Annotated in this window: 23 protein-coding genes; 15 read left to right on the forward strand and 8 right to left on the reverse strand. The window is 52.0% G+C overall.

Translation table 11 applies throughout. The features are described from left to right. Nucleotides 1-106: 106 nt before the first annotated feature. Both EYB31_RS26150 and EYB31_RS26155 read right to left on the reverse strand, forming a co-directional pair. Nucleotides 107-1,708, reverse strand: coding sequence for a response regulator transcription factor (locus EYB31_RS26150; RefSeq protein WP_131016375.1), 1,602 nt, complete (start codon nucleotides 1,706-1,708; stop codon nucleotides 107-109). Further along, nucleotides 1,689-3,473 (reverse strand): cache domain-containing sensor histidine kinase, encoded by a 1,785-nt coding sequence (locus tag EYB31_RS26155; RefSeq protein ID WP_165452628.1) that lies wholly within the window; start codon nucleotides 3,471-3,473, stop codon nucleotides 1,689-1,691. Before EYB31_RS26155 ends, EYB31_RS26150 begins: the two co-directional genes overlap by 20 nt. A 516-nt stretch (nucleotides 3,474-3,989) precedes the next feature. Between EYB31_RS26155 and EYB31_RS26160 the strand changes: the two genes are divergently transcribed. From EYB31_RS26160 to EYB31_RS26190, 7 genes are all read left to right on the forward strand, one after another. Next, complete coding sequence (locus EYB31_RS26160) at nucleotides 3,990-5,375, forward strand: ABC transporter substrate-binding protein (RefSeq protein WP_131016377.1); 1,386 nt, start codon at nucleotides 3,990-3,992, stop codon at nucleotides 5,373-5,375. Nucleotides 5,376-5,465: 90 nt separating this feature from the next. After that, entirely contained in the window at nucleotides 5,466-6,410 is a 945-nt protein-coding gene (locus EYB31_RS26165; RefSeq protein ID WP_165452629.1) for a carbohydrate ABC transporter permease, read from the forward strand. Between the two features lie 213 nt (nucleotides 6,411-6,623). Beyond that, complete coding sequence (locus tag EYB31_RS26170) at nucleotides 6,624-7,463, forward strand: carbohydrate ABC transporter permease (RefSeq protein WP_131016379.1); 840 nt, start codon at nucleotides 6,624-6,626, stop codon at nucleotides 7,461-7,463. A gap of 133 nt (nucleotides 7,464-7,596) precedes the next feature. Next, complete coding sequence (locus EYB31_RS26175; RefSeq protein WP_131016380.1) at nucleotides 7,597-8,400, forward strand: SDR family NAD(P)-dependent oxidoreductase; 804 nt, start codon at nucleotides 7,597-7,599, stop codon at nucleotides 8,398-8,400. A 14-nt stretch (nucleotides 8,401-8,414) separates the two neighbouring features. Further along, nucleotides 8,415-9,398, forward strand: coding sequence for a Gfo/Idh/MocA family protein (locus tag EYB31_RS26180; protein WP_165452630.1), 984 nt, complete (start codon nucleotides 8,415-8,417; stop codon nucleotides 9,396-9,398). Between the two features lie 236 nt (nucleotides 9,399-9,634). Next, the gene (locus EYB31_RS26185; protein WP_131016382.1) at nucleotides 9,635-10,627 is read left to right on the forward strand and encodes an acrylyl-CoA reductase family protein; all 993 of its coding nucleotides are present in this window, start codon (nucleotides 9,635-9,637) and stop codon (nucleotides 10,625-10,627) included. Between the two features lie 108 nt (nucleotides 10,628-10,735). After that, entirely contained in the window at nucleotides 10,736-11,863 is a 1,128-nt protein-coding gene (locus EYB31_RS26190) for a glycoside hydrolase family 88/105 protein (protein ID WP_131016383.1), read from the forward strand. Nucleotides 11,864-12,120: 257 nt separating this feature from the next. Here EYB31_RS26190 and EYB31_RS26195 read toward each other — a convergent pair whose 3' ends face one another. The 3 genes from EYB31_RS26195 to EYB31_RS26205 are packed head-to-tail and all read right to left on the reverse strand — an operon-like array spanning nucleotide 12,121 to nucleotide 14,056. Further along, nucleotides 12,121-12,690 carry a ferric reductase-like transmembrane domain-containing protein gene (locus EYB31_RS26195; RefSeq protein ID WP_131016384.1) on the reverse strand — a complete coding sequence of 190 codons (570 nt, stop codon included), beginning with the start codon at nucleotides 12,688-12,690 and terminating at the stop codon, nucleotides 12,121-12,123. Beyond that, nucleotides 12,687-13,679: an FAD:protein FMN transferase gene (locus EYB31_RS26200; RefSeq protein ID WP_165452631.1), complete on the reverse strand. Its 993-nt coding sequence runs from the start codon at nucleotides 13,677-13,679 to the stop codon at nucleotides 12,687-12,689. Before EYB31_RS26200 ends, EYB31_RS26195 begins: the two co-directional genes overlap by 4 nt. A gap of 20 nt (nucleotides 13,680-13,699) precedes the next feature. Next, complete coding sequence (locus tag EYB31_RS26205) at nucleotides 13,700-14,056, reverse strand: hypothetical protein (RefSeq protein ID WP_131016386.1); 357 nt, start codon at nucleotides 14,054-14,056, stop codon at nucleotides 13,700-13,702. Between the two features lie 237 nt (nucleotides 14,057-14,293). Here EYB31_RS26205 and EYB31_RS26210 point away from each other — a divergent pair, with 237 nt between their 5' ends. Beyond that, complete coding sequence (locus EYB31_RS26210; RefSeq protein ID WP_131016387.1) at nucleotides 14,294-14,977, forward strand: response regulator transcription factor; 684 nt, start codon at nucleotides 14,294-14,296, stop codon at nucleotides 14,975-14,977. Then, nucleotides 14,974-16,449 carry a sensor histidine kinase gene (locus tag EYB31_RS26215; protein WP_131016388.1) on the forward strand — a complete coding sequence of 492 codons (1,476 nt, stop codon included), beginning with the start codon at nucleotides 14,974-14,976 and terminating at the stop codon, nucleotides 16,447-16,449. The genes EYB31_RS26210 and EYB31_RS26215 overlap by 4 nt, the downstream gene beginning before the upstream one ends. A 39-nt stretch (nucleotides 16,450-16,488) precedes the next feature. Here the strand turns inward: EYB31_RS26215 and EYB31_RS26220 are convergent, their stop codons facing one another. Together EYB31_RS26220 and EYB31_RS26225 are read right to left on the reverse strand one after the other, a co-directional pair. Then, nucleotides 16,489-16,884, reverse strand: coding sequence for a MerR family transcriptional regulator (locus tag EYB31_RS26220; RefSeq protein WP_131016389.1), 396 nt, complete (start codon nucleotides 16,882-16,884; stop codon nucleotides 16,489-16,491). 67 nt (nucleotides 16,885-16,951) lie between these two features. Next, nucleotides 16,952-17,932 (reverse strand): aldo/keto reductase, encoded by a 981-nt coding sequence (locus EYB31_RS26225; RefSeq protein ID WP_131016390.1) that lies wholly within the window; start codon nucleotides 17,930-17,932, stop codon nucleotides 16,952-16,954. A gap of 186 nt (nucleotides 17,933-18,118) precedes the next feature. Between EYB31_RS26225 and EYB31_RS26230 the strand changes: the two genes are divergently transcribed. The 4 genes from EYB31_RS26230 (at nucleotide 18,119) to yunB (ending at nucleotide 20,775) form a co-directional block, all read left to right on the forward strand. Further along, nucleotides 18,119-18,649: a TetR/AcrR family transcriptional regulator gene (locus tag EYB31_RS26230; RefSeq protein ID WP_131016391.1), complete on the forward strand. Its 531-nt coding sequence runs from the start codon at nucleotides 18,119-18,121 to the stop codon at nucleotides 18,647-18,649. A 58-nt stretch (nucleotides 18,650-18,707) separates the two neighbouring features. Beyond that, nucleotides 18,708-19,673: an NAD-dependent epimerase/dehydratase family protein gene (locus EYB31_RS26235; RefSeq protein WP_131016392.1), complete on the forward strand. Its 966-nt coding sequence runs from the start codon at nucleotides 18,708-18,710 to the stop codon at nucleotides 19,671-19,673. 80 nt (nucleotides 19,674-19,753) lie between these two features. Then, nucleotides 19,754-19,897: a hypothetical protein gene (locus tag EYB31_RS40375; protein WP_165452632.1), complete on the forward strand. Its 144-nt coding sequence runs from the start codon at nucleotides 19,754-19,756 to the stop codon at nucleotides 19,895-19,897. Nucleotides 19,898-20,016: 119 nt separating this feature from the next. Continuing rightward, nucleotides 20,017-20,775 (forward strand): sporulation protein YunB, encoded by a 759-nt coding sequence (yunB, locus tag EYB31_RS26240; protein WP_131016393.1) that lies wholly within the window; start codon nucleotides 20,017-20,019, stop codon nucleotides 20,773-20,775. A 74-nt stretch (nucleotides 20,776-20,849) separates the two neighbouring features. Here yunB and EYB31_RS26245 read toward each other — a convergent pair whose 3' ends face one another. After that, nucleotides 20,850-21,866: a M23 family metallopeptidase gene (locus EYB31_RS26245; protein ID WP_131016394.1), complete on the reverse strand. Its 1,017-nt coding sequence runs from the start codon at nucleotides 21,864-21,866 to the stop codon at nucleotides 20,850-20,852. A gap of 282 nt (nucleotides 21,867-22,148) precedes the next feature. On the opposite strand from EYB31_RS26245, the gene larC2 reads away from it, so the two are divergent. Then, nucleotides 22,149-22,622, forward strand: a complete 474-nt coding sequence (gene larC2 / locus EYB31_RS26250) for a nickel pincer cofactor biosynthesis protein LarC2 (protein ID WP_131016395.1) — start codon at nucleotides 22,149-22,151, stop codon at nucleotides 22,620-22,622. Nucleotides 22,623-22,720: 98 nt separating this feature from the next. Further along, the gene (locus EYB31_RS26255) at nucleotides 22,721-23,038 is read left to right on the forward strand and encodes an LSm family protein (protein ID WP_131016396.1); all 318 of its coding nucleotides are present in this window, start codon (nucleotides 22,721-22,723) and stop codon (nucleotides 23,036-23,038) included. Nucleotides 23,039-23,135: the final 97 nt, after the last annotated feature.

The raw sequence follows: 23,135 nt of genomic DNA on the forward strand, positions 1-23,135 counted from the left end.
TACATTCAAGAAATTCGGGAACAATTGGCGATCGTAAGCATGATTCGCTCATGCAGCTTCACTTTTTTCAGTGGCCTCCGGTCTTCCGCCGTGTCCTTTCGCGTCCTTACTGGTGGCGGAACTCCGAAGGAGTCAACCCCACTCTTTTTTTGAACAGGCGGCTGAAATACTTCTCGTCGGCGTAGCCGACTTGGTTCGCCACCTCGTATGTGCGCAGCGGCGTATCCTTCAGCAGCCGTTTGGCATGCTCCAAGCGCACTTGAATCAAATAGTCGGTCAGATTGATGCCTTCAACCTGCTTGAACAGAAAGCTTAAGTAAACGGGAGACAGCAGCGATTCCGCAGCCAGACTGTCGAGGGACAAATCCTGAGCGTAACGTTCGCCGATCAGCTCTTTTGTTTTTTCCACGACGGCGTGTTTGCCCGATTTGCGCATATCGGTCGTCAGCGTCAGCAGCTTCCCGAACAGACGGCGCAACGTAGCGCCAAGCTGCTCGATGTCCGAAGCGCCCCAGATGGAATCGATATCCTCTTGGGTCAGCACCTCATCTTGTTGAAGCTGCGGATGAAGCTCGCCGAGCGTGTGGCTGGAGGAGATGAGCGCTTGCAAGCTTTGCACCTTCGTTGTCTGCACTGGCATTTCGTGCTGCTTGAAATGTCCGATGAACTGATCGAGCCAATCGTTGAGCTGATCTTCGTTGCCAAGCTTCAACGCCATCCGCAGCGGTTCGCCCGGAACCGCGGATTCCACGAACGTTTGTAACGGCGGTTTTCCGCCAAAAGTCTCTTGTTCCCATTCCAGCTCATGAATGAAAATAATTTCGTTGGGTCCGGTATAATACTTGTATTCCAAAGCTGTTTTGGCTTTGTCCCAAGCCGCTTTTACGCCGCTGGCCGGACTGTCGTCCGAAAAGCAGGCCCCTACGGTGGCATAATAACGCAGTGTGCCGCTTAAGTTGGCGATCAGCTGGCGCAAGTCATGGCGCAGCTTCTCCATATCGGCTTTGGCCGCATTAACCATCAGCGCAAAACGCTCCTGCGATTCCCAGAACAGGCAGCGGCGCGGCCAGCTTTGCAGCGTCTCCGATGCGATATTCAGCACGGCAAAATTGATCAGCTGCTGGTCCTCGTAGCCGTAGTTTTTCGGGTAATCGGGGTGTTCCTCGATCTGCAGACACATCGTGTAAAACGTTCCGTCCACGAGCGGAATGCCGAGATAGCCGGTTTTTTCTTCGAACACCGCTTTATGAAGTTGGGCGCCGTCGAGCAGGCTGCGCAGAAAACGGTCGCGCATCAGCGGCAAATTTTCCTTCACCTGCCGCTTCAGCTTCCGTTCTTCCTCCCACTCTTTTTTGATCCGCAGCACCACCTTTTGCAACTGGTCGATATCCGGCGGTTTCAGCAAGTAGTCGGCTGCACCGAGCTGGATCGCCTGCTGGGCGTAGGTGAATTCGTCATGGCCGCTTAAGATGACCGACTTGATCGGCAGACCGCGTTGCTTGACGATCCGCAGCAGCTCCAGCCCGTCGATGATGGGCATTTTGCAATCGACAAGGATCAGTTCGGGTTGATGCTCTTCGATGGCCATGAGCGCTTCTTCGCCGTTCCCGGCAGGCGCGATCCACTCAAATCCCCAGCTTTCCCAATCGATCAGCGAGCGCAGCGCTTTCGGCACGATAGGTTCGTCGTCAATGACCATCACTTTCATACAATTCCCTCCATTGCTCTTCCGAATGAATTAACGGGATGCGCAGCGATATCGCCGTGCCTTGCCCGATGTGGCTGTGAATGACCAGCGCGTAGCGGCGTCCGAACAGCATCTGCAGCCGCTCGTTGACGTTGCGCACGCCGTAGCCGCCCCGGCTTTGTTTTGGAACCTCCAGCAGCCGCTCCACCTGATCAGGGGGCATGCCGCAGCCGTTGTCTTCGATCAAGAAGTGGATATGATCATGCTCGAGTTTTCCGCATATCCGCAGCACGCCGGGTTTATCGGGCGATTGCTTGTTGAAGGCGTGCAAAATGGCATTTTCCACAATCGGCTGCAGCACCAGTTTCAGCGTTAAGTACGGCTCGATCGCATCGTCCATGTCGAGTTCGGGCGTAAACCGGTTCGGGAAGCGGGCGTGCTGGATGCGGATATACGCTTTGATCTGCTTGAGTTCATCGCCGACCGTGTAATAATCCTGTCCTTTGTTCAGCGACAAACGGAACAACTGGCTGAGCGAATAAACGACCTCGGCGGTCTGGTTGTCTCCGTTGATTTTGGAATTGAGAAAAATAAAATCAAGCGTGTTATACAAAAAGTGCGGTTCGATCTGTGACTGCAGATTGCGCAGCTCAATCATCTTCTGGTTCGTTTGGCTGACGTACACTTTGTGAATCAAGTCGTTCAGCTCGCTTACCATCTCGTTGTATTTGTGGCCCAGCATGCCGATCTCATCGCGTGATTGGACCGTAACCTGCTGGTTAAAGTCGCCGCGTTTGAAATTGTGCATCGACCGCAGCAGCGTTTTGACCGGCTGGGTAATGCCCCGCGACAGCAAAGCGGAAATTACGGTAATGACAATCAGCAGCGATAATGAAAGCACAATCGTAATTTTCAGGAACAGCGCATGCTGCTTCGTAATTTCCTCCATTGGCGTCAGAATGACGACGGTCCAGCCAAACGTGTCGATGGAGGAGGTTGTCGTCAAATAGTTGACGTTCATCAGCTTGAAGGTGGCGGTATTTTTCAGCTGCAGCAGGCTTTTTTTCAGCTCCAGATTTTCCGCCATCTCGGTGCGCAGCTCTCGATTTTCCTGGCCCATGGACACAAGGTTGTAATTGTCGTCGAACAACAGAATGTTGGTCGATTTGCCGATCGATACCTGCTTGATCGATTCGTCGATCGCCTCGCGATTGAAACCCAGATAAAGCGCGCCTAATTTTTGATCGGGCTCGTAAATGTTGACGATCCGCCGGCCCAGCAGCATCTCATTGTACGAATGCGGGTAGGTGAAAAGCGGCGACGTGTAAAATTCCCAATGCGGCTTGCCGTCTTTGGCGGCGGTCGCCATATAGGTCGTCGAGTTTTTGAAATCGCTGTACGGAATGACTTGCCTGTAAAAATTGACGAAGTCGCGGTACATATATCCGTTCTCCCCGTACAGGATAATAAAGGTAATGTACGTCTTGGCCCGCTTTAAATTCGCCAAAAAATTGTATAGATTGGAGTCGGAGTAACTTGTCTGCTTTGGCGCGGGTTCCGACAGAATGCTTTGAATCGTTTCGTTGTTGCCGATAAAATCGCTGATGTCCTGCGCGTCGCTCAGCATCATGCCGATGTTTTTGCCGATCAGCCGGGAGATCTGGGTCTGGTTGTTCTCGGTCTGCGTCTGCAGAAAATTGGTCGCCATCAAATAAGAGAACGTACCAAGGCTGATGACCGGGATCAGAATCATGATGAAGAAGTATACGAAAATCTTGTTGTGCAATCGGCTGAATGTGAACATAGGTCGTCTGTCACCTGCTTGTGGGTGTAAGCTTTGGCATTACTGTAGCAAAATAAAGCGGCTCGTTCAATACAAAAACCGCCATTTCCGGCCTTTTCCTGACGAAGTCCACCAAATCTAGAATGAGTCACCTTGTTTGCACGCCCGTATCGAAATATGATTAACCTTGTAAACAACAACGTCGAAGATCCGGAAGGACTTGAGATGGACTTTCGAAAGTCCTTCCATATTGCTATCGACAATCAATAGGAGGTTATCCGACGATTCATTGATTTCGTGAATATTTATTCACAAATGATGGAGGGAAAAGGAATGCCCTGGAAAGTTTACGTCCGCCTTGAAAACCGCGTTTTTACCGCAAGGTAAATTAAAGAAAAAACACGGTTTTCACGAGCGGTGGAAGGGCATCCTTTTTCCCGGAATCAGCAGATGTGAATAATTATTCACCACTTCGTCGGATAAACTCCTCAACCTACAACCTATCAGGGAGGTAAACACATGAGACAAATGAAAAAGGGGTCATTGGTCGCAACCAGTTTGCTGTTGTCCTCAAGCCTGCTGTTTGCTGCTTGCAGCGAAAAACCGGCGGAAAATGCAGCGGCGCCGTCTCCGGCACCTGCAAAAAGCGGCGAAGCCGCTAAACCGGCAACACCGGCAGGCATCGATATGAAGACGGTGAAAGCGAATATCCGCTGGGTATATCCGGGTACATCGGAGTCGGAGAAAGAATTCGCCGAAGGTTTCAAACAGAAGATGAAAGAGAAATATCCGAATATCGATATCGAAATTATGTACATGTCCTGGGCCGATATGGAGAAAAAAGTGGCCGTTATGGTCAACAGCGGCGACGCACCGGACATTATGGCTTTGCAGGACGTATCCAACTGGGCGAAAATGGACGCGCTGGAAGATCTGGCGCCGTATTTGGACCGCAAGGAGTCCTCGCTGCATAAGGATACGTTTAACGAAGCAACGCTGAAATACGCTACGATCGACAACAAGGTATACGCACTGCCGGCGGCATCCAACGCCTTCTCGCTGATTGTTAACGAAAAAATGCTCGGCGATGTCGGCATGAAGCTGGAAGATCTCAAAACTTGGGATGACGTGGAAAAAGCGGCCAAGCTGATGACCAAAGACGGCAAATACGGTTTCGGATATCCTCTCGGCGCAGCGCGTTTCGCTTTCCGTGTGCCGTTTACGATGGGTTACAGCAACGACCTCGTGATCAGCGACACGTCGGATGCTTCCAAACAAAAATATATTGAACTGCTGAATCATTTGAAAAATCTTGAGCCCTACAACCCGAAAGCACATGTCACCTGGGGTTATCCGGAAATGCACAGAGCGTTCGCCAACGGCGAAGTGGGCATGATCGCTTCAGGTACGTTCTACTCGTCTAACGTATACAGCATTAATCCCGACATTATCGGCGTATCCCGCAACATCGCTTATCCGAAAGGGCCGTCGGGCTCCAAGGCGAAAGCGCCAGTTTCCAGCTCCGGTTACGGCTTGCTGAAAGGCAGCAAAAACAAAGAGGTCGCTTGGAAGCTGCTGGAGGAAATGTACACGCCGGAGCAAAACAGCATTACCGCTGCGATCGTCAACGTCACCGCGGTGAAAACGACAAGCGCTGACGAAGTTATGAAGAAAGCGGAAAAAATTTACCCGAAAGCAATCGAAGGTCATAAGCGTATTCTCGCCGACATGACAAAGATGCTTAACGATAACAGCGTGGAAATGGACAAAATTTTAGGCCAGCCGGAAATGGAGCCGATCGTACAAGACAACATCATGAAGATGCTGACGAACAAGTCCACGCCGGAAGAAGCATACAAAAATATTAAAACCGAGATCGATAAAATCAAAGCACAATATAAATAAAGTTACCGCTGTAGACTCACCGGGGGCTCATGAGCGATTCATGCGCCCCCTTGTTTGTAAGAGGGGCTTTCGGAGAGGATGATACCGGAGATGGAACATAACCTGCAGTCCGCGAAGGCGGATACGCGAACTTTACATCGGCAGGGGCCGCTGCGCCGATTTTATAAAGAGCATAGCTTCGGCTACTTTTTGCTGGCTCCTGCCGTAATCTATTTGCTGGCATTTCAATTTTATCCGTTATTTGAAACGGTCAGGCTCAGCTTTTTTAACTATTCGCTTGTACGCAAAACATACAGCTTTGCCGGTTTCGGCAACTACGTCTATTTAATGACCGAGGATAAAAATTTCTGGCTTATCGTCAAAAACAGCCTCTTATGGGTGTTCGGTTCTACGCTGCTGCAAATCGCTATCGCGATTCCGGCGGCATTGATCCTTAACAACGCAATCAGAATGAGGGGATTATGGCGCGGACTTGTCATGGTACCGTGGGTGTCTCCCGTAGTAATTATAGGCATTATCTGGAAGTGGCTGCTCGACGGTCACTTCGGACTGGTCAATTATTATTTGCAGCAGCTTGGCATCATTAAAGAAGGCATCGTATGGCTTGGCGACGAGTTTTGGGTATGGCCGTCGCTGCTGCTGTCTTCGGCGTGGAAGGGATTCCCTTATGTGACGCTGATGTTTTTGGCCGGGCTGACCGGTATATCCAAAGAGATGCTGGAGGCCGCTTCGATTGACGGAGCGAACGCTTGGCAAAGATTCGGCAAAATCGTGCTGCCGCTGCTCAAGCCGATTATTTTCGTAACGGGTATGACGCAAATCATCTCCACGTGGACGAAGTTCGAAATGATTTGGGCGCTGACCAACGGGGGTCCGGGTTTTACGACAAGTATTTTGCCGACTTATTTGTATACAAACGCTTTTGTGTTTTTCGATCTCGGCAGAGGTTCGGCGATCGCCACACTGTCGATGGTGCTTGTGCTTATTCTTGTCGTCTTGTACACCAGATTGTTCCGCGGCGGCCAAGACGCATAAGTCAAGTTTACGAAGTGAGTTTTGCTTACGCAAAACTTGGCAGATGCTTACGAAGCGAGATTTGCTTGCGTAAAACTTAGCGAGTGCTTACGAAGTGAGTTTTCCTACGGAAAGCTCTTAGGCAATGCTTACGAAGTGAGTTTTTGCTAACGCAAAAACTTGGTAGATGCTTACGAAGTGAGCTTTCCTACGGAAAGCTCTTAGGAGGTAATTATGAGGGAATCGACGGCTTTCAGAGTGTTTAAATATGTGCTTCTGTTTCTGCTGATGGCTTTTACGCTGTTTCCGTTCCTGTGGCTTGTCGATACGACGCTGAAGTCCAAGGACGATATATTCGCATCCATTCCGACCTGGAAAATATCCCATCTGACGTTTGAGCATTATGCTTACGCTTTGAGCGAGAAGGGAATGAAGCTTGGCATTTTGCTAAAAAATTCGTTGATCGCCTGCATGATGACGGCGCTGATTACAGGCATCGTCTCCTGCCTGAGCGGTTACGGTCTGGCCAGATACAAGGTGCCCGGACGGGCGCTGGTTGTGATTTTGCTGGTGCTGGCGCAAATGATTCAAGGTCCGCTGATCATGATCCCATGGTATAAATTCGCTTCCGCGGCCGGATTGCTGAATACGAAGATAGTGCTTGTGCTGATCTACAACACGATGACGATCCCCGTTGGCGTCTGGATTTTGAGCGGCTTTTTCGAGAGCATTCCGAAGGAGTTGGAAGAGTCGGCGTATATGGACGGGGCGAGCCGGCTGCGCACGCTGTTTTCCGTAATGGTTCCGCTTGTCCTGCCCGGACTTGTGTCCATCAGCTTGTATTCGTTTATTTTAAGCTGGAACGATTACCAATACGCTTTGATTTTGACAAGTTCGCTAACCGCCAAAACCGTACAGGTCGGCATCGCCGAGGTGGTGGAAAGTATGGGGGCGGCGAACTGGGGCGGCATATTGGCCAGCGGTGTGATCGTTGTGCTGCCGATTATCGTTTTGTTTGCGGTCATTCAGAAGTTCCTGATTCAAGGTTTGACGGCCGGAGGCGTCAAGGGATAACTTGTGCCCGGTTCATTGGTTGTGTTCAGGGGATAACGCAAATGAAGAGGAAATCAACCGCAGCTTGAAAAAAGCTGAAATTGTCGCGTAAATACAGCAAAACCGAGTACATTTGAAGCTGGAGGATCTGCAGATGAACATATGGGAATTGTTTGGCTTAAAAGGAAAAGTCGCTTTAATTACGGGAGGAGCCCGCAATCTGGGCTTCGATATGGCTGAAGCGCTAGCGGAAGCAGGAGCCGATGTGGCGATTACAAGCCGCAGATTGGCCGATGCGCAAACTTCCGCAGAGTCGCTCGCCGGGCGGACGGGCCGCCGCGTGCTGCCGCTGCAGGTTGACGTCGGCAGCGAGGAGCAGGTCGAGCGAATGGTTCGCGATGTACTGGCCGAATTCGGCCGGATCGACATCTTGATCAACAACGCCGGCAATGTGACAAGCACGCCGGAAACGGGACCGCTGGAGAAGCGGTCGCTGGAAGATTGGAACGAGGTCATCCTTTCCAATATGACGGGCACGTTCCTGTGCGTGAAGCATGTGAGCGCGCTGGCGATGATTCCGCAGCAATCGGGATCGATCATTAACGTCGGTTCGGTGACGGGCATTATCGGCAAGGACCGGAGGGTATATGCGGGGACATCGATGGGCGGTGCGACGATCGACTACCATGCGGCCAAAGGCGGCGTCATCAGCATGACCCGGGATATGGCCGTTTATTTGGCGCCGCAGCACATTCGCGTGAACTGCATCAGTCCGGGAGGGTTTCTGCGCGGACAACCGGAGCCGTTCGTGAAGGCGTACAGCGAGACGATCCCGATGGGCAGGATGGGACAAGACGGCAAAGAAATTAAAGGCGCCGCATTATATTTGGCTTCGGAAGCTTCATCTTATGTCACGGGCCACAATCTTGTGGTCGACGGCGGGCTTACCATATGGTAAGAGGTACCGGACCGATGAACAAAAGCTGGCAGGATCTTCGTGTGCTGATCGCCGGCTGCGGATCGATCGGCAGACGGCATGCCGAGGTGCTTCACGGTCTGGGCGTGCGCGATTTGCTGGCCTGCGATCCCGCACCCGAGCAGCTAGCGGGACTTATTTCCGGCACGCCGTCTGTCGCCGCCTGCGCTTCGTTTGAGGAAGGGTTGGAGCGGCGGCCTGATGCAGTTTACATCTTATCTCCAACCCGGCTGCACATTCCGATGGCTAAACAGGCGATGCAAGCGGGAGCCCATGTATTTATGGAGAAACCGCTGTCCGATACGATGGAAGGCGTTGACGAATTCGAGCGTTTTGCGGATGAAGCCGGCAAAGCGGTGATGGTCGGGTTGTGCTTCCGTTTTCACGCGGGGATCGTTCAGGCGAAAAAATGGGTCGAGCAAGGCCGGATCGGCCGGGTCGTTTCCGTGAGGGCCATGATGGGGGAGCATTTCCCCGACATCCGTCCCGATTACAAGTCGACGTATTACGCCAAATATTCCGGCGCCTTCGAGCTGATGCACGATTTGGACTTGGCGATTTGGTTTGCCGGCCAGTCCGTCAAACAGGTGCATGCAGTGTACGGCTCTTTCAGCGACATCGGCATTGAAGCCCCTGATGTGGCGGAGCTGCTGCTGGCTTTCGAAGACCGCTGCACGGCGACCGTGCATCTCGACTTTTTTCAAGCTCCGCGCAGGCGGCAGCTGGAGATTATCGGCACAAGCGGCACGATAATCGTGCAGTTCGGCTCTTGGGAACACTGCATCGTGTCATGTGGGACCAGAGGCAGCGATAGCTGGGAGCATGTGCAGCTGGATACCGACCGCAATGATATGTTCCGCGACGAGAGCCGGCACTTTTTGCAGGCTATTGCCGGCGGCAGCCCGGTCCAATGCGGAATTTCGGGGGCGAGAAAATCGCTTGAGGTCATTCAGGAAGCTTATTTAACACAAAAGAAATGATTTGTAACATAATTGAAATGTGTTTTTCATCTTTCCTTAATGTAAGGTGCCTATAATAAACAGTGACCCCCTTTTTAATATATAAATCCTTAAGACCCACGGCCCGTTGCCAGTGGGTCTCTTTGTGTCTTGCTTTACTTGCCCGTTCCGGGAAGAGTATAGTTGAAGCAGATATGCCGCTGCACAGTAGTATAATACCGCTCTATCGGCCCAAAAATAACGGAGGTGGATGCAGCATGCAGCAATTTCGCGCACTTGTGCTGGAACAGGAAGGCGAACGAATCGCGGCCAACATTCGGACAAGGACTTTGGCCGATTTGCCGGCGGGGGAAGTTACCATCCGCGTACAATATTCGAGCGTTAATTACAAAGACGGCCTCGCCGCCACAATAAACGGCGGAGTCGTTAAATCGTATCCGCTTGTACCGGGTATCGATCTTGCGGGAACGGTGGCCGAATCCTCCGATTCCCGTTTTCGCTCCGGCGACAAGGTTGTTGTGACCGGTTACGGAACCGGTGTTTCGCATGACGGAGGGTACAGCGAATATGCCCGCGTTCCGGCGGATTGGGTTGTGCCGCTTCCGGCAGGGTTGTCGGTCAGAGAAGCAATGGTGCTTGGCACGGCCGGCTTTACGGCTGCACTGTCGGTCCATAAGCTGGAACATAACGGGCTGCGTCCCGATAGCGGACCTGTGCTGGTGACGGGAGCGACCGGCGGCGTAGGAAGTTTGGCTGTCGGCATGCTGGCTAAGCTGGGGTACGAGGTCGTGGCCAGCACAGGCAAACAAACGGAGCGCGACTACTTGCGCAAACTTGGCGCAAGCGGCATCATCTCTCGCGAGGAACTGACCCCTGAGCGCATCCGTCCACTGGATAAGCAGCGCTGGGCGGGAGCGGTCGATCCGGTAGGCGGGAAATCGCTCGCTTATGTGTTGAGCGCCTTGCGGTATGGCGGCAGCGTCGCCGTCAGCGGTTTGACCGGAGGCACCGAGGTGCCGGCGACGGTACTGCCGTTTATTTTACGCGGAGTGAGTCTGATTGGCATCGATTCGGTCGAATGTCCGATGGATGTGCGCTTGAAGGTGTGGGAACGTTTGGCCGGCGACTTGTATCTGGGACAGTTCCTTGAAGAATCGATCGACAGGGAAATCGATCTGGATGAAGTACCGACGGCGCTCGCCGACATTATGCAAGCCAAGATGCGCGGCCGCGCTTTGGTCAAGCTATAACGGAGCTGCGGGGCGCAAGCGCCCTATGGTAAGCGAATTGGTTCCAGAATGAGCGACTGCGGTTCAGGTGAAATTTTTCTTGCAATACAACTTGTGGAGGGGATTGGGATGAAAACAATAACAGCGGCTGCTATGGCGGATTCGTTCATGGAGCAATATCCGCTAGTGTCCGATATGCCGTTTCAAAAACGAAGAAGCTGGAACTACGAAAACGGCTGCATACTGACGGCGCTGGAGCGGCTTTATGATAAAACCGGGGATGAGCGTTATTACGATTACATAGTAAAAAATATGGACTTGTTTATCCGGCCGGACGGCACGATCGATACATATCAATTAAATGAATACAATGTCGATCAGATCAATCAGGGCAAAGCGCTGTTTTTGCTGTACGAGGAAACAAAGCAGGAGAAATATTTGAAAGCAATCAAGCTGCTGGTCGCCCAACTGAAGGGACATCCGCGAACAAGCGAAGGCGGGCTGTGGCATAAGAAAATTTACCCGTTTCAAATGTGGCTCGACGGCGTGTATATGACATCCCCGTTTCTGGCTGCCTATGCGGCGCAATTCGGAGAGCACGAATGGTTCGATGACATTGCCAAAGAAATACTGCTGATGGAAAAAAGATCCCGCGACCCGCACACCGGCCTGCTTTACCACGGGTGGGACGAGAGCCGCGAGCAGCTGTGGGCTGACATGGACACCGGCTGCTCGCCGCACTTCTGGGGCCGGGCGATCGGCTGGTATGTGATGGCGGTCGTTGATGTGCTTGATTATATGCCTGTCGACCATCCGCAGCGCGGACAAATTATCGGCGTCTTCTATCGGCTTGCCGAAGCGATCATGAAGGTGCAGGATCTGGAATCGGGGTTATGGTATCAGGTGATGGACCTGGGGAACCGGGAAGGCAACTATTTGGAAGCATCCGGCTCGTCCATGTTTGTATGTGCGCTGGCGAAAGGCGCGCGTCACGGTTATTTAGGCGGAGCTGCTTTGGAAGCGGCCCGCCGCGGTTACCGCGGGCTGGTGGAACGTTGTGTTGTCAGCGATCCGGACGGCAGCCTGCATCTTGACCACATCTGCAGCGTCGCCGGGCTTGGCGGCAACCCGTACCGCGACGGCTCGTACGAATATTATATCAGCGAGCCGACACGGCGGGATGATCCAAAGGGCTTTGCGCCGTTTGTGATGGCGTGCCTGGAAATTGAAGCGGCTGACGAAGCAACGGAGCAATAACACGCCGAGAAACAGCAAGAAGAAAAAGCCCTGACGACATGTTGTGGCCACTGAACAAGTGAACGCCGCATGAGCGAATCATGCTTCCGATCGCCAATTGTCCCCGAATTTCTTGAATTTATCTGCTTACGGCAGGTGAAATTCGGGGACAAAAGCGAACGCTGGCGCTTCTCCAGCATGATTTCGCTCACTTAAGCTACTTTTTTCAGTGGCCTCCCACATGCTTGCCAGGGCTTTTTCACCTTAATTTCCACGCATCAGCCTTCCGCCGCGCCGGCAGCCCTGCCGGAATTCATCTGTCCCTGCATCAAGCGGTATGCGGTCAGCAGCAGCACGGCTGCGGCGCAAAGCAAATACATCCAACGGACGCTCGCGCTTGTTGTATCGGTGCCTAGAAAATAACCGTGCACCCATGCAAGCGCAAATATCGGATAAGACAGCATATGAATTGCGTGCCAAAGCGTCTTTTTCAGTTTATTTCGCAAATCGGTCGTCAGGATGACGATCAGCATGCCGAATAAGGCCAATGTCCCCAAACCGTTTAAAATAGGGTTGTTTGCAGCTGTAAACGGGATGAACACCTCGCTCCAGGCAAACGGCATATAAGGGTCGATCACCGTGATAATGCCATGCACAAAGCCAATGCCCGTTCCGGCAATTGTAGCGTACATATGCAGCTTGTACATGTTTGCTTTTGTTATGCCTTTCCAGAAGGGAAAGCTGTATAGAATGCCCAGGCATACCCCGGCTGTCAACAAGATAAACGAAACGATGCCAAAGCTGCGGATGATTTGCCATAACGGCAGCTGCAATATGAATTGAATCATGGGTGTTCACTCTCCGGTCTATAGGTTTCATGATGAATATGTTCCGTATCATATACATGATCCGGTTTCATATCGCGCCAGCGTGTGCCAAGCGATGACTTTTCCCCGCAAAAATAAGTTTCCCTATCCAGCGTAAAAGCAAGCGACTCAAATCGTCCCGCCGTTTTACGGGAGAAAAGCGGAAACCCTTCGCGCACCCCCAAAATGCAAATGGTTTTGGCCCAAATTTCGCATTCCACGGCATCCGGTCCGGTCACTGTACATTGTGCCGCATCACTTGAGCTTGGGAGCATCGTACGCGGATCAATCAGGTGATGCATGGTGCCGCGGCTTGTCATCCAACGCCTGCCCAGCGTGCTGGAAGTGGCTGCGGAGCCGTTAACAAGCTCCAGGAAGCCGAAGTCCGCCTCCACTCGCCAAGGATTCTCGATCCCGACGGTCCAAGTTTGCGCCGCGGCGTCCGGACCGCTCCAAACAGTTAGGTCGCCGCCGGCGTTGATGTACCCTCGGTTAACGTCGGCGGTTTCCCGCAAAAAGGCGGCAAGCCGCTTGGCGGTCCAGCTTTTGACGATACCGCCTAAATCGATTTCGGTTTGCGGCGGAAGCACAACCGATTTCATCGCCGGATCGAGGACATAAGAGTCCGCGATGGGCTGCAATTCCGCATCCGCGCGATTGCTAGTATGGATGCCGGCCATTTGGTCAAAAGTATCCATATAACCGGCTTCCCGCAAAGCAGGGAGAATCAGCGGCTCGAATGCGCCGCCCGTGAGGCTGCGGTACGACTGCGAAAGCAGCAGCACCTCCAGCATCGCTTCGGAAATGAAACAGCGTTTACCGGCCATCCGGTTAAGCCGGGCAAGCTCGCTATTCGGCATAAAGCGGCTGAATTTGGACTCCGCATAACGGAACCAGGCTTCGGCCTGAGCTGCGATCCGGTCTGCTTCTTCCTCGCGGCAGAGGAAACAGCAGTCTATGACGGTATTCATCGCCCGAAATTGAAATGTAATCATGAACGTCCCGTTCTTGTTTGTGTTTTTTGACCGGGAGCCGCATTGGACTGTGCCGATGACGAATCGCCGGAAATCGATCCGCCCCCGCGGCGCCCGTTACCGGTGCTGCCGACATTACTTCTTCGCGAATGCCTTTGGGTTCCGGCATCAAAGGAGCCGGATTGTTTGTGCCATTCGTCCATGACCGGATCCTTAGCCGAAGCTTGTGCGCTGGTTGTATGTTTGGCCGACGCAGTTGCGTCGGCATATGCCATGGCGAATGCGGGGCTGTCTTTTACTTGCTGCAACAAGACGGCGAGTCCAACTGCACCGACCGCGCCGATTTGCCATTTAAGCCATTTTGAAGTTTTCATGCGGGTATGCCCCTCTGTTCACGTTTTTTTGATTTCAGTTTTATTATGCGGCCCATAAATTAAATCGTTCTTAAGCTCCGCTGAATCTTTACTGAAGTCCGAAATATGGCCTGAAAACCCCCATTTTGCGATATTCAGCCAACGTTCAGCTTGCATTCAGACGCAATTAAGCGACAACGCGGATAATGGAAGTAATCGATAAACAATTGGTGTAAAATGGTATGGGGGGCTGGTACGATGCGTCAATTAAAAGGAATCAAAATACTGCTTGTGGACGACGAACCGAATATACTGCAATTTCTGGAGCTGGGACTTCAGAATGAGGGGTTCGAGGTGTGGACGGCTCAGGACGGCATGACGGCGATTACGCTGGCGAAGCAGCATCAGCCTCATGTTGTGATCTTGGACGTGATGATGCCGGGAATGGACGGATTCGAAGTGTGCCGGATGCTCAAAAAAACGGAAAATGTCGCAGTCATCATGCTGACCGCAAAAGAAGAGGTCGAGGATCGGGTCAAGGGGCTCACCTTGGGCGCGGACGACTACATGAGCAAGCCGTTCAGCTTTGAGGAGCTGCTGGCGCGCATTCATGCCAGAATCCGCAACCATTTTCCGAATTTGCTCGGCGAAGTGGTGAACGGTCCGTTCCGGATCGACGACCGGCGCAAGGAAATCAGCTACAGCAACCGGGTGCTTGAGCTGTCGCCGACCGAATACGAGCTGCTGAAGTTTATCGTCATCAATCATGGCCTGGTGCTGAGCAAAACGATGATTTTGGATAAAGTGTGGGGTTATGATTTTGGCGGGGAAGAAAATATCGTTGAGGTATACATCCGCTCGCTGCGCGAGAAACTGGGCGACCGTGAACATAAATTAATCCGCACCGTCCGCGGTGCCGGTTACCGGGTAGATATCACATGACAGCGGCGATCAAGCGCATCAAGCGGTTTTTCTTCCCCGAGTCGCTGCGCTACCAGCTGCTGTCGCGTTCGCTGTTTATCATAGCGGCGCTGCTTCTGCTGATCGGACTTTTTCAATATTTTCTTATGCATCAGTTTTTATTCAGAAGTAAAGCTCAAACTCTGCAAAATCAGATTTTGGCGATTCCCGGGGAGGCGTGGCTGTTTTCAAGCAATATGCCTCGCAGGGAGGGACCGGGTCAAGGCCCCGGCCCTGGCCGCGGGTTGTTTATTCCGGAAACGCAGATTGCGTTTATCGATCCGCAGTTTAATTTAACCGAAGTGTCACAGCCGGCGGATAGCGGATCTATTCCGAGATTGCCGGAACAAACTTATTCGGAAGCGCTGCAGCAGAAAAAAATGATTCAGCAAGTCGTTAAAGACGAGGCCGGGCAGGAGCAACTGGTCGTGCTTCAGAGCGTTGGGAGCCGCGGCAAGACGGTTGGCGTTGTGCAGGTCGGCACGCCGACCAAACCGCTGATCGATGTGCTGATCAGCCAACTGCTCACCTTTCTGCTGCTTGCGGTTCTCGCTCTTGTCGCCGGGCTGCTCGGATTTCTGCCGGTGCTGAAGCGGACACTGGTGCCGCTGTCGAATATAGTCAGTACGGTCAGACAGATCGATGCCGGCAATTTGACGGAGCGGCTGCCGACCAAGCAAGGGCAGACGGAGATCGACAGGCTTTCCGTGTCCTTTAACGGCATGCTGGAGCGGATTGAATCTTCTTTTGAAGCGGAGAAAGAAGCGAAGGAGCAGATGCGCCGTTTTATCGCCGACGCGTCGCATGAGCTGCGTACCCCGCTCACGTCGATCCACGGATTTCTTGAGGTGCTGCTGCGCGGCGCGGTTCATCAACCCGAGCAGCTGCATAAAGCGTTGACGAGCATGTACAGCGAATCGGAGCGGATCAACAAGCTGGTTCAGGATTTGCTGCTGCTCGCCCGGCTGGACCGGACGCCTACGTTTGAGAAAACACCGGGAGATTTGGGCGACGTCGTCAAGGAGATGGAAACACAACTGAAGCTGCTGGCGGGCGAACGCAAGGTCAGCTTTTCTATTGCAGAGGATGCATACTGTGTGTTTGACCCGGATAAAATGAAGCAGGTGATCCTGAATCTGTTTCATAACGCAGTGCAACACACGGATGCTGCGAAAGGCCATATTCATATCTCGTTGGACCATTGGGAAGGCGGAATCCGGCTTACGGTGAAAGATAACGGCCCGGGAATCGCACAGGAGCATCTGACCTATTTATTCGACCGCTTCTACCGGATCGATACGTCACGGGCGAGAAAATACGGCGGAGCCGGCCTGGGGTTGTCGATCACCAAATCGATCGTCGATTTGCACGAAGGGACCATTGAAGTGGAAAGCGCAGAAGGAGCGGGTTGCGCCTTCCGCGTATGGCTGCCGGAACTGAGAGCAATTGAATAACGAGATGTCCCCCTGTGAACCAGGGGGATTTTCATGCTGTCACTTTTCTGGAATTTGCGTTCGGGTAAGTGTTTTTTCTTTTTTCACAATAGTTTGCTCGTATCTGGAAATTTTGTCTTCCAGACGTTCCAGCACTTTTTTCATATCCTCCATTTTCGTTGCGAGCTGGCTGTGTTGATCGACCAGGAGTTCTTTTCTAGTCTCCAATGTGGCATCGCCCTGCTGAAAAAGATCGACATATTCAATCAATACTTCAACCGGAAGACCTGCTCCCCGCATGCATTTGATAAAATCCACCCACTTGCAATCCTCAGCTGTATAATCTCTGATTCCGCTTTTATTGCGGTTCACTCGTGGAATAAGTCCGATTCTTTCATAATAACGGAGAGTATCATGGGACAAATTAAATTTTTCGCTTACTTCTGCTATCAGCATGCAGCCGCAGCCTCCTCATTCGGATCAAGATCGTCCATAAGCGGATAGGGCGTTCTTGCCGTTTATGTCAAATGGCCCCGATAACCCGATGAGGAACATAAGGTTCTTCCAGTGAGGCGATTTCTTCGGGCGTCAGCTTGATCGAAAGTGCGGCTGCCGCATCCTCGACATGAGACACTTTGGTAGCTCCGATTATGGGGGCCGTAACCGGCGTTTTCTGAAGCAGCCACGCAAGTGCGATGTGGCCTCGGGGAACGCCATGTTTTTCGGCGATGGCTGCGACGCGCTCCACGATCAGCTTGTCTGTATTTGCAGTCGCATCGTATTTGGTTTTCTGGACCTGATCCGTTTCGGAACGGAGTGTCGTTTCCGACCAGTCACGCGTTAATCTGCCTGAGGCAAGAGGGCTGTACGGAATTACGCCGATTTTTTCTTCTCTGCAAAGCGGCAGCATCTCCCGCTCCTCTTCCCGGTATATGAGGTTTAAATGATTCTGCATGGAGATAAACCGGGTCCAGCCTCGTTTTTCAGCCGTATGCTGCGCCTTGAGAAACTGCCATGCGTACATAGCGGAAGCACCGATGTATCGTGCTTTCCCTGCTTTCACGACATCGTGCAAAGCTTCCATCGTTTCTTCAATCGGCGTATTGTAGTCCCAGCGGTGAATCTGATACAAGTCTACATAATCGGTGCCCAAACGCTTCAGACTTTTGTCTATTTCGCTCATGATTGCTTTCCGGGAAAGGCCGGCGCCATTCGGGCCTTGATGCATGCGGAAATGAACCTTGGTGGCCAGAACAATTTCATCGCGGTTGGCATACTCCTTAAGCAGCCGCCCGACAATTTCTTCGCTTGTTCCATCCGAGTACACATTTGCCGTATCGAAAAAATTGATGCCAAGCTCCAATGCTTTTTTTATAATCGGGCGGCTGTTTTCCTCATCGAGCACCCATGGGTGCACCCACCGCTCCGCCACCCCAAAGCTCATGCAGCCGAGACAAAGCCGGGATACGTCCAAGCCGCTATTTCCAAGCTTTACATAGTCCATTGATCTTTCCTCGCTTTCGGTTAATTATCTATATTGCCTTCATAAGTAGTCTACTGTCTGGAGTTAACTCCAAGTCAAGAGGCCCTATTTAATTTTTTGAAAAAGAGATTGCTTTTCATACAAACTGCGACTATGATATTAGTAATTGGTCAATCAATAACTAGAAAACGAAAGGAGCGCGACAACATGGCAAAAGGCGCTTCGACCTCAGCTAACCGCCGGACGGACATTGTTTCCGCGGCAATCGAAGTATTCGCCGAAATCGGCTATTACCGGGCCACAACGGCGCAGGTTGCGGAACGGGCGGCGATTTCCCAACCTTACGTTTATCGCTTTTTCGCCTCCAAAGAGTTGTTGTTGCTTGAAGCGCTGGAAGTGTCTTGGCAGCGTGTTTTGCAGGCATTTACACAGGTGAGACAGTCAGTGGCCCCCGAGCGCCTGGAGGAAGGTTTTATTATGGCTTATGAAGAAATCGCCCGGTCCCACCAAAATGAAATTTTGCTGCAGATGCAAGCCCAGACAATCCAAGAGGAGCCGATCCGCGAAGCGATGCGGCAGGGGATATCGCAGGTAAAACAGCTGGTTCTGGAAGCTTTTAAGCAAGCGGGCATGGAGGAACCGGAGGCAAGAACATCCGATTTTTTGGCAAGAGGCATGTTGTGTAACGTATCTATGGCGCTGGGGATGGATGACTTGATCGTAAAAAGAAAGCAATAAATTTTTTTCAGCATTTGTAATTGATCAATCAATAAATAAATAAAAAGGAGATGGCAACATGCAAAAAGCAATTGTTTTAGGTGCGACCGGCGGGGTAGGAAGTCCTTTGACTGAAGAATTGATTCGGCGCGGGATCGAGACGGTGGCATTTGGCCGATCGATGGCGAAGTTGGAGAAACTCGCCCAACAATTGGGGAATCCGCCGCTGCTGCGGCTTGAGGCGGGGGATGCTTTTGATGAGGAGCGACTTGTTCGCGCGGCTGCCGGGGCCGACGTTATTTTTCACAGTGCCAATATGCCGTATCACGAAATGGAGACCCGTCTTCTGCCGCTTGGCGAAGCGGTGATGGGAGCGGCGGAGCGTCTGGAAGCCAAGGTGGTTGTTGTGGACGGGATCTATCCGTACGGAAGAAGGACAACCGCCAAGGCTAATGAGGAGCATCCGAAATTTCCCCACACGAGGAAAGGAAAGGTCCGGCTTGCCTATGAAAAGCTGATTTTTGACCCGCGCTGGCGCAAAGCCAAACCGCTGATTGTAAGGCTTCCCGATTATTACGGGCCTTCGGCTCAAGCGTCCTATCTATCCCCAACATTCGAAGCGATTGCCGCCGGTAAACCGGCTCCTTTTATCGGAACGATGAGCATTCCCCGCGAGTACGTTTATTTGCCCGATGCGGCACGTATGATCGTAACGATTGCCGAACGTACTGATTCCTACGGCCAAAATTGGCACATCCCCGGTCCGGACGTTATCTCCGGGCATGAGCTGGTACGATATGCCAGGAAAGCAAGCGGAAAAAGCAAACCTGTCATTTCGCTCGGACGTTTGGCATTGTCGTTGGCGGGTCTGTTTCATCCGGTCATGAAAGAAGTCGTGGAGATGCTTTATTTGACCGAAGAGCCTTTCGTATTAAGCGGCGAGAAGTATGAACGGACATTTGGCGCGATCGGCTGGACACCGCACGAACAGGCCGTGTCGGATACGATACACAGCTTGATGCGGCGAAATGAACTCCCGTTTTGAAAGGCCGGGACAACGGTGCCGACACGCAGCGGACTTTTCTGCCGTAAACTGCTATAAAGCAAGTAGGAGGAGGCGGCGGTATGAAAGGGATGTGGAAGGAAGGTTTTAATGTAATTACCGGGAATAAAGATTTGCAGAAGATGTTCAAGGATATGGAGAAGCTGGCCAAAGAGATGGATACGCTTATGAAGAAGTCCGAAGAGCTGGGCAAAAAGAAGAAATGACCGGATTCCGTCTCCGGCCAAGAGAAGTACCACGGGCAGCAAACAAGCTGCTCTTCTTTTTTTGTACGGGTCCGCATAAGCTGTACCATATGTCTGTTAACGAGGATCAGGAGGTTGCCATGTTCAGACGGCGATGGAAAAGCAAGCCGACCGGCGCAAAACATATCAAGCGTAATGTGTTTTTGGCGCTGCTGATTATGATGCTCTTTTCGCTGCAGTCGTTTATTTACATAGAAAAAAATCTGAAGCCGCCGCTCATGAATTTGGCAAAAATCCGCATCAAACAGATTGCCACGGAATCGATCAACCAGGCCATTATGGAGCGGATGACGGAGGCAGCGCATTATGATAAGCTGATCGATTGGCGGACCGACAGCAACGGGAAAGTGACCGGCTTTTCGCTCAACTATGCGGAACATATGAAAATTACCGCGGAGACGATCTCTACCGTGGAGAAGCTGCTGAAGGGACTTAAAGATATGCCTGAGCATATTCCGCTTGGTCAGGCTATGAACAGCGCCATTCTCGCATCGTTTGGCCCGGACATCCCGATCCGGCTTGTTCCCGCCGGAGCAGCCAAGGTTGACGTCAGCACCAGGCAGCAAAACGCCGGAATCAACATGGTGCAAGTTGAAGTTTACTTGCGTATTATCGCCGAGGTGACGATTATCATTCCGTTTGACACCGAATCGGAGATTGTGGAAACGGAAGTGCCGATTTCGTATTCGCTTGTTGTCGGAGATGTGCCGACCTATTATTTTGACGGCAAAGGCAACCCTGTCGGAGGTACAGGAGGCATGCTCCCTCCGAATGTGTCGCTGCCGAATACTAACACTACGGCTCCCGCCAAGCCGGGAGATGCCGTGAAGAAGCCGTAGGATTGACATAGTAAATAAAAAGAGTCTTGACCGCCCTCAAGCAAACGGTTAAGGCTCTTTTTTCAGTTAACCGATTACGATTTGCCGCGGCGCCGCTCCTCGCGTTCCCATTTTTTTAAATGGGGATAGGGGTCAAACGACCAGTCGGACAATCCGTTGTCCCGGTACAGTCCGTAATGCAGGTGGGGCGGAAATTTGCCCGAGGTGCCCGGTTTGCCGTAACCGGAGCTGCCGACCCGTCCGATAATTTGACCCGGTTTGACGATATCTCCTTCTTTTAAACCTTTGCTGAATCCCGAGAGATGAGCGAAGTAATGGTATACATTGTTCAGGTCGCGAATGCCGACCCGCCACCCCCCGTACGGATTCCAGCCCATGACCTCGACGACGCCAAAAGCAGCGCTGCGCACTGGGACGCCGTACCCCGCAAAAATATCGGTACCCTCGTGGATCCGGTAACCTCCCCAGCCCCGGCTTGCCCCCCATGTGCTGCGATAGGTATAGTCGCTTTTCAGCGGCATGACAAACGTATGCTCATGCAGTTCCAGTGTATCGAATTGGGAATACAGTTTGGCAAACTGCTCGACCCGCTGCACACTTCTCGTATTTTGGTAGTAGTTCCATAAGCCGATTCGCAAGTCCTCGTTCACGGAACCGTTTTTCAGCAGCAGAGAAGCCATTGAATACAAAATATCCTCGTCGTTGTTCCGATCGGCCAGCCCGTCCCCCGAGCCGTCCCTCCCCAGTCCGTTAAATAACGAGATGGAGGTGACGTTCTGGTCTGCATGGTCCGGATTCATCATGCCGCACCATTGCAGCTCGCTGAAATAAATCGAAACGTTTTTGCCGCCGATCGGTCTTTTTTTCGCTAGCCCGATCGTACGCTCATATTGGTCGATAGCGGCTAAATAATACCAGGGAATTCCGGTTAAAGTTCCTACTTTATCGAACAATACTTTACGCTCGGCAAACGTTTTTTTCATATCGGCCGCGGCTCCTTGCGCATGGGCGGCGGGAGCGGGCAGCAGCGAAAGCGGCAGCAGGCCGCATAACATCATGGCGGTAAGGGAGCGCAGCCATCCGACTCTCATTAACGGTGACCTCCTTCATCCTTGCTTCTATCCCGCAAATTCGCGGAATTTGCGGTTATTCCGTGACGACCGCACGGATATAAGCGTCTTGTTTTAGGATGTATTGCGCCGCGTTTTTTTATCCAATAGTTAGGCGGGCCGGCTTTAAGATTTCGCCGGAACTTCCGCCGCGGCGGCATGCTGATCTTGCTTCCGGATGATTAGCCGGATTATGGTATAATATTGGCATTATTGGCGAAACCGGTTTCCGTGTGGAAAGCCTTAAAGGAGGGAGGGTTTCAGATGAGCTTTGACCATCGGGACGAGCATATAGACGATGACATGCTTGTCATTCAAGCAAATATTGACGATATGAACCCGGAGTTTTGCTCGCCGGTCAGCGACAGGTTGTTCGCGGCAGGGGCAAACGACGTGTATTGGATTCCCATTATTATGAAAAAGGGCCGTCCCGGCATTATGCTGAACGTCTTGGTGCAAGCGGATAAGCTGGAAGCGATGGAACAGGTTATTTTTACCGAAACGACGACATTGGGATTGCGGTATATGAGGGCGTCATGCCATCGGCTGGGCAGAGCATTTTATAACGTGGAGACACCATGGGGACCCATCTCGGTTAAGGCCGGATTTTATAAAGGGGAGCTGGTTCAGTACGCTCCGGAATTCAAGGACTGCGAGCGGGCCGCTCAACAGCATGGGATCCCGCTAAAAAGGGTGTATGAGGAAGTGAGGGCGCAATTTTTGCAGCAGCGGTCATAGCTATTCCTTAACCTGCGGTAGGGCTTCAAAATTCATCCAGCACCAAATCTGGGCGCCTGCATATGCTGAAGTATAATTTAGGGAGGTGCCCATAAATCATGATGAATAATCCGTATATGACAGCCGGCCAACCGGTTTATCAACTCGAACCCGAAAAGGCTGACTGGCTTAAACAACTGCACGGAGAAGCTTTTGACAGCTGCTCGAAGCATATCGGCAAATATGTGCGTGTCTTAACGATTACCGGCATGCAGGTCGAAGGCACAATTGTTCATGTCGATCCGACACATGTGTATATCCAGGTTAGCCAAGGGCAAGGATATCCGCAAATGAACCGGGCGTTTAATCCGTTTTTTTACAACGATATTATTTTGCCGTTGGTGCTTTACAACCTGCTTGTCATCTCGCTGCTTTAAAGCAGGGGAAACCCAAATAGCAACGACCCCGTTCCTTAAGATAAGGACTTCGTTTCCGAAGCGCTTATCCAAGGGGCGGGGTCGTTTTTGCAGCCTA

Origin of the sequence: Paenibacillus thalictri, from assembly GCF_004307995.1 — a bacterium.
In the GTDB taxonomy this organism is placed as follows: Bacteria; Bacillota; Bacilli; order Paenibacillales; family NBRC-103111; genus Paenibacillus_AF; species Paenibacillus_AF thalictri.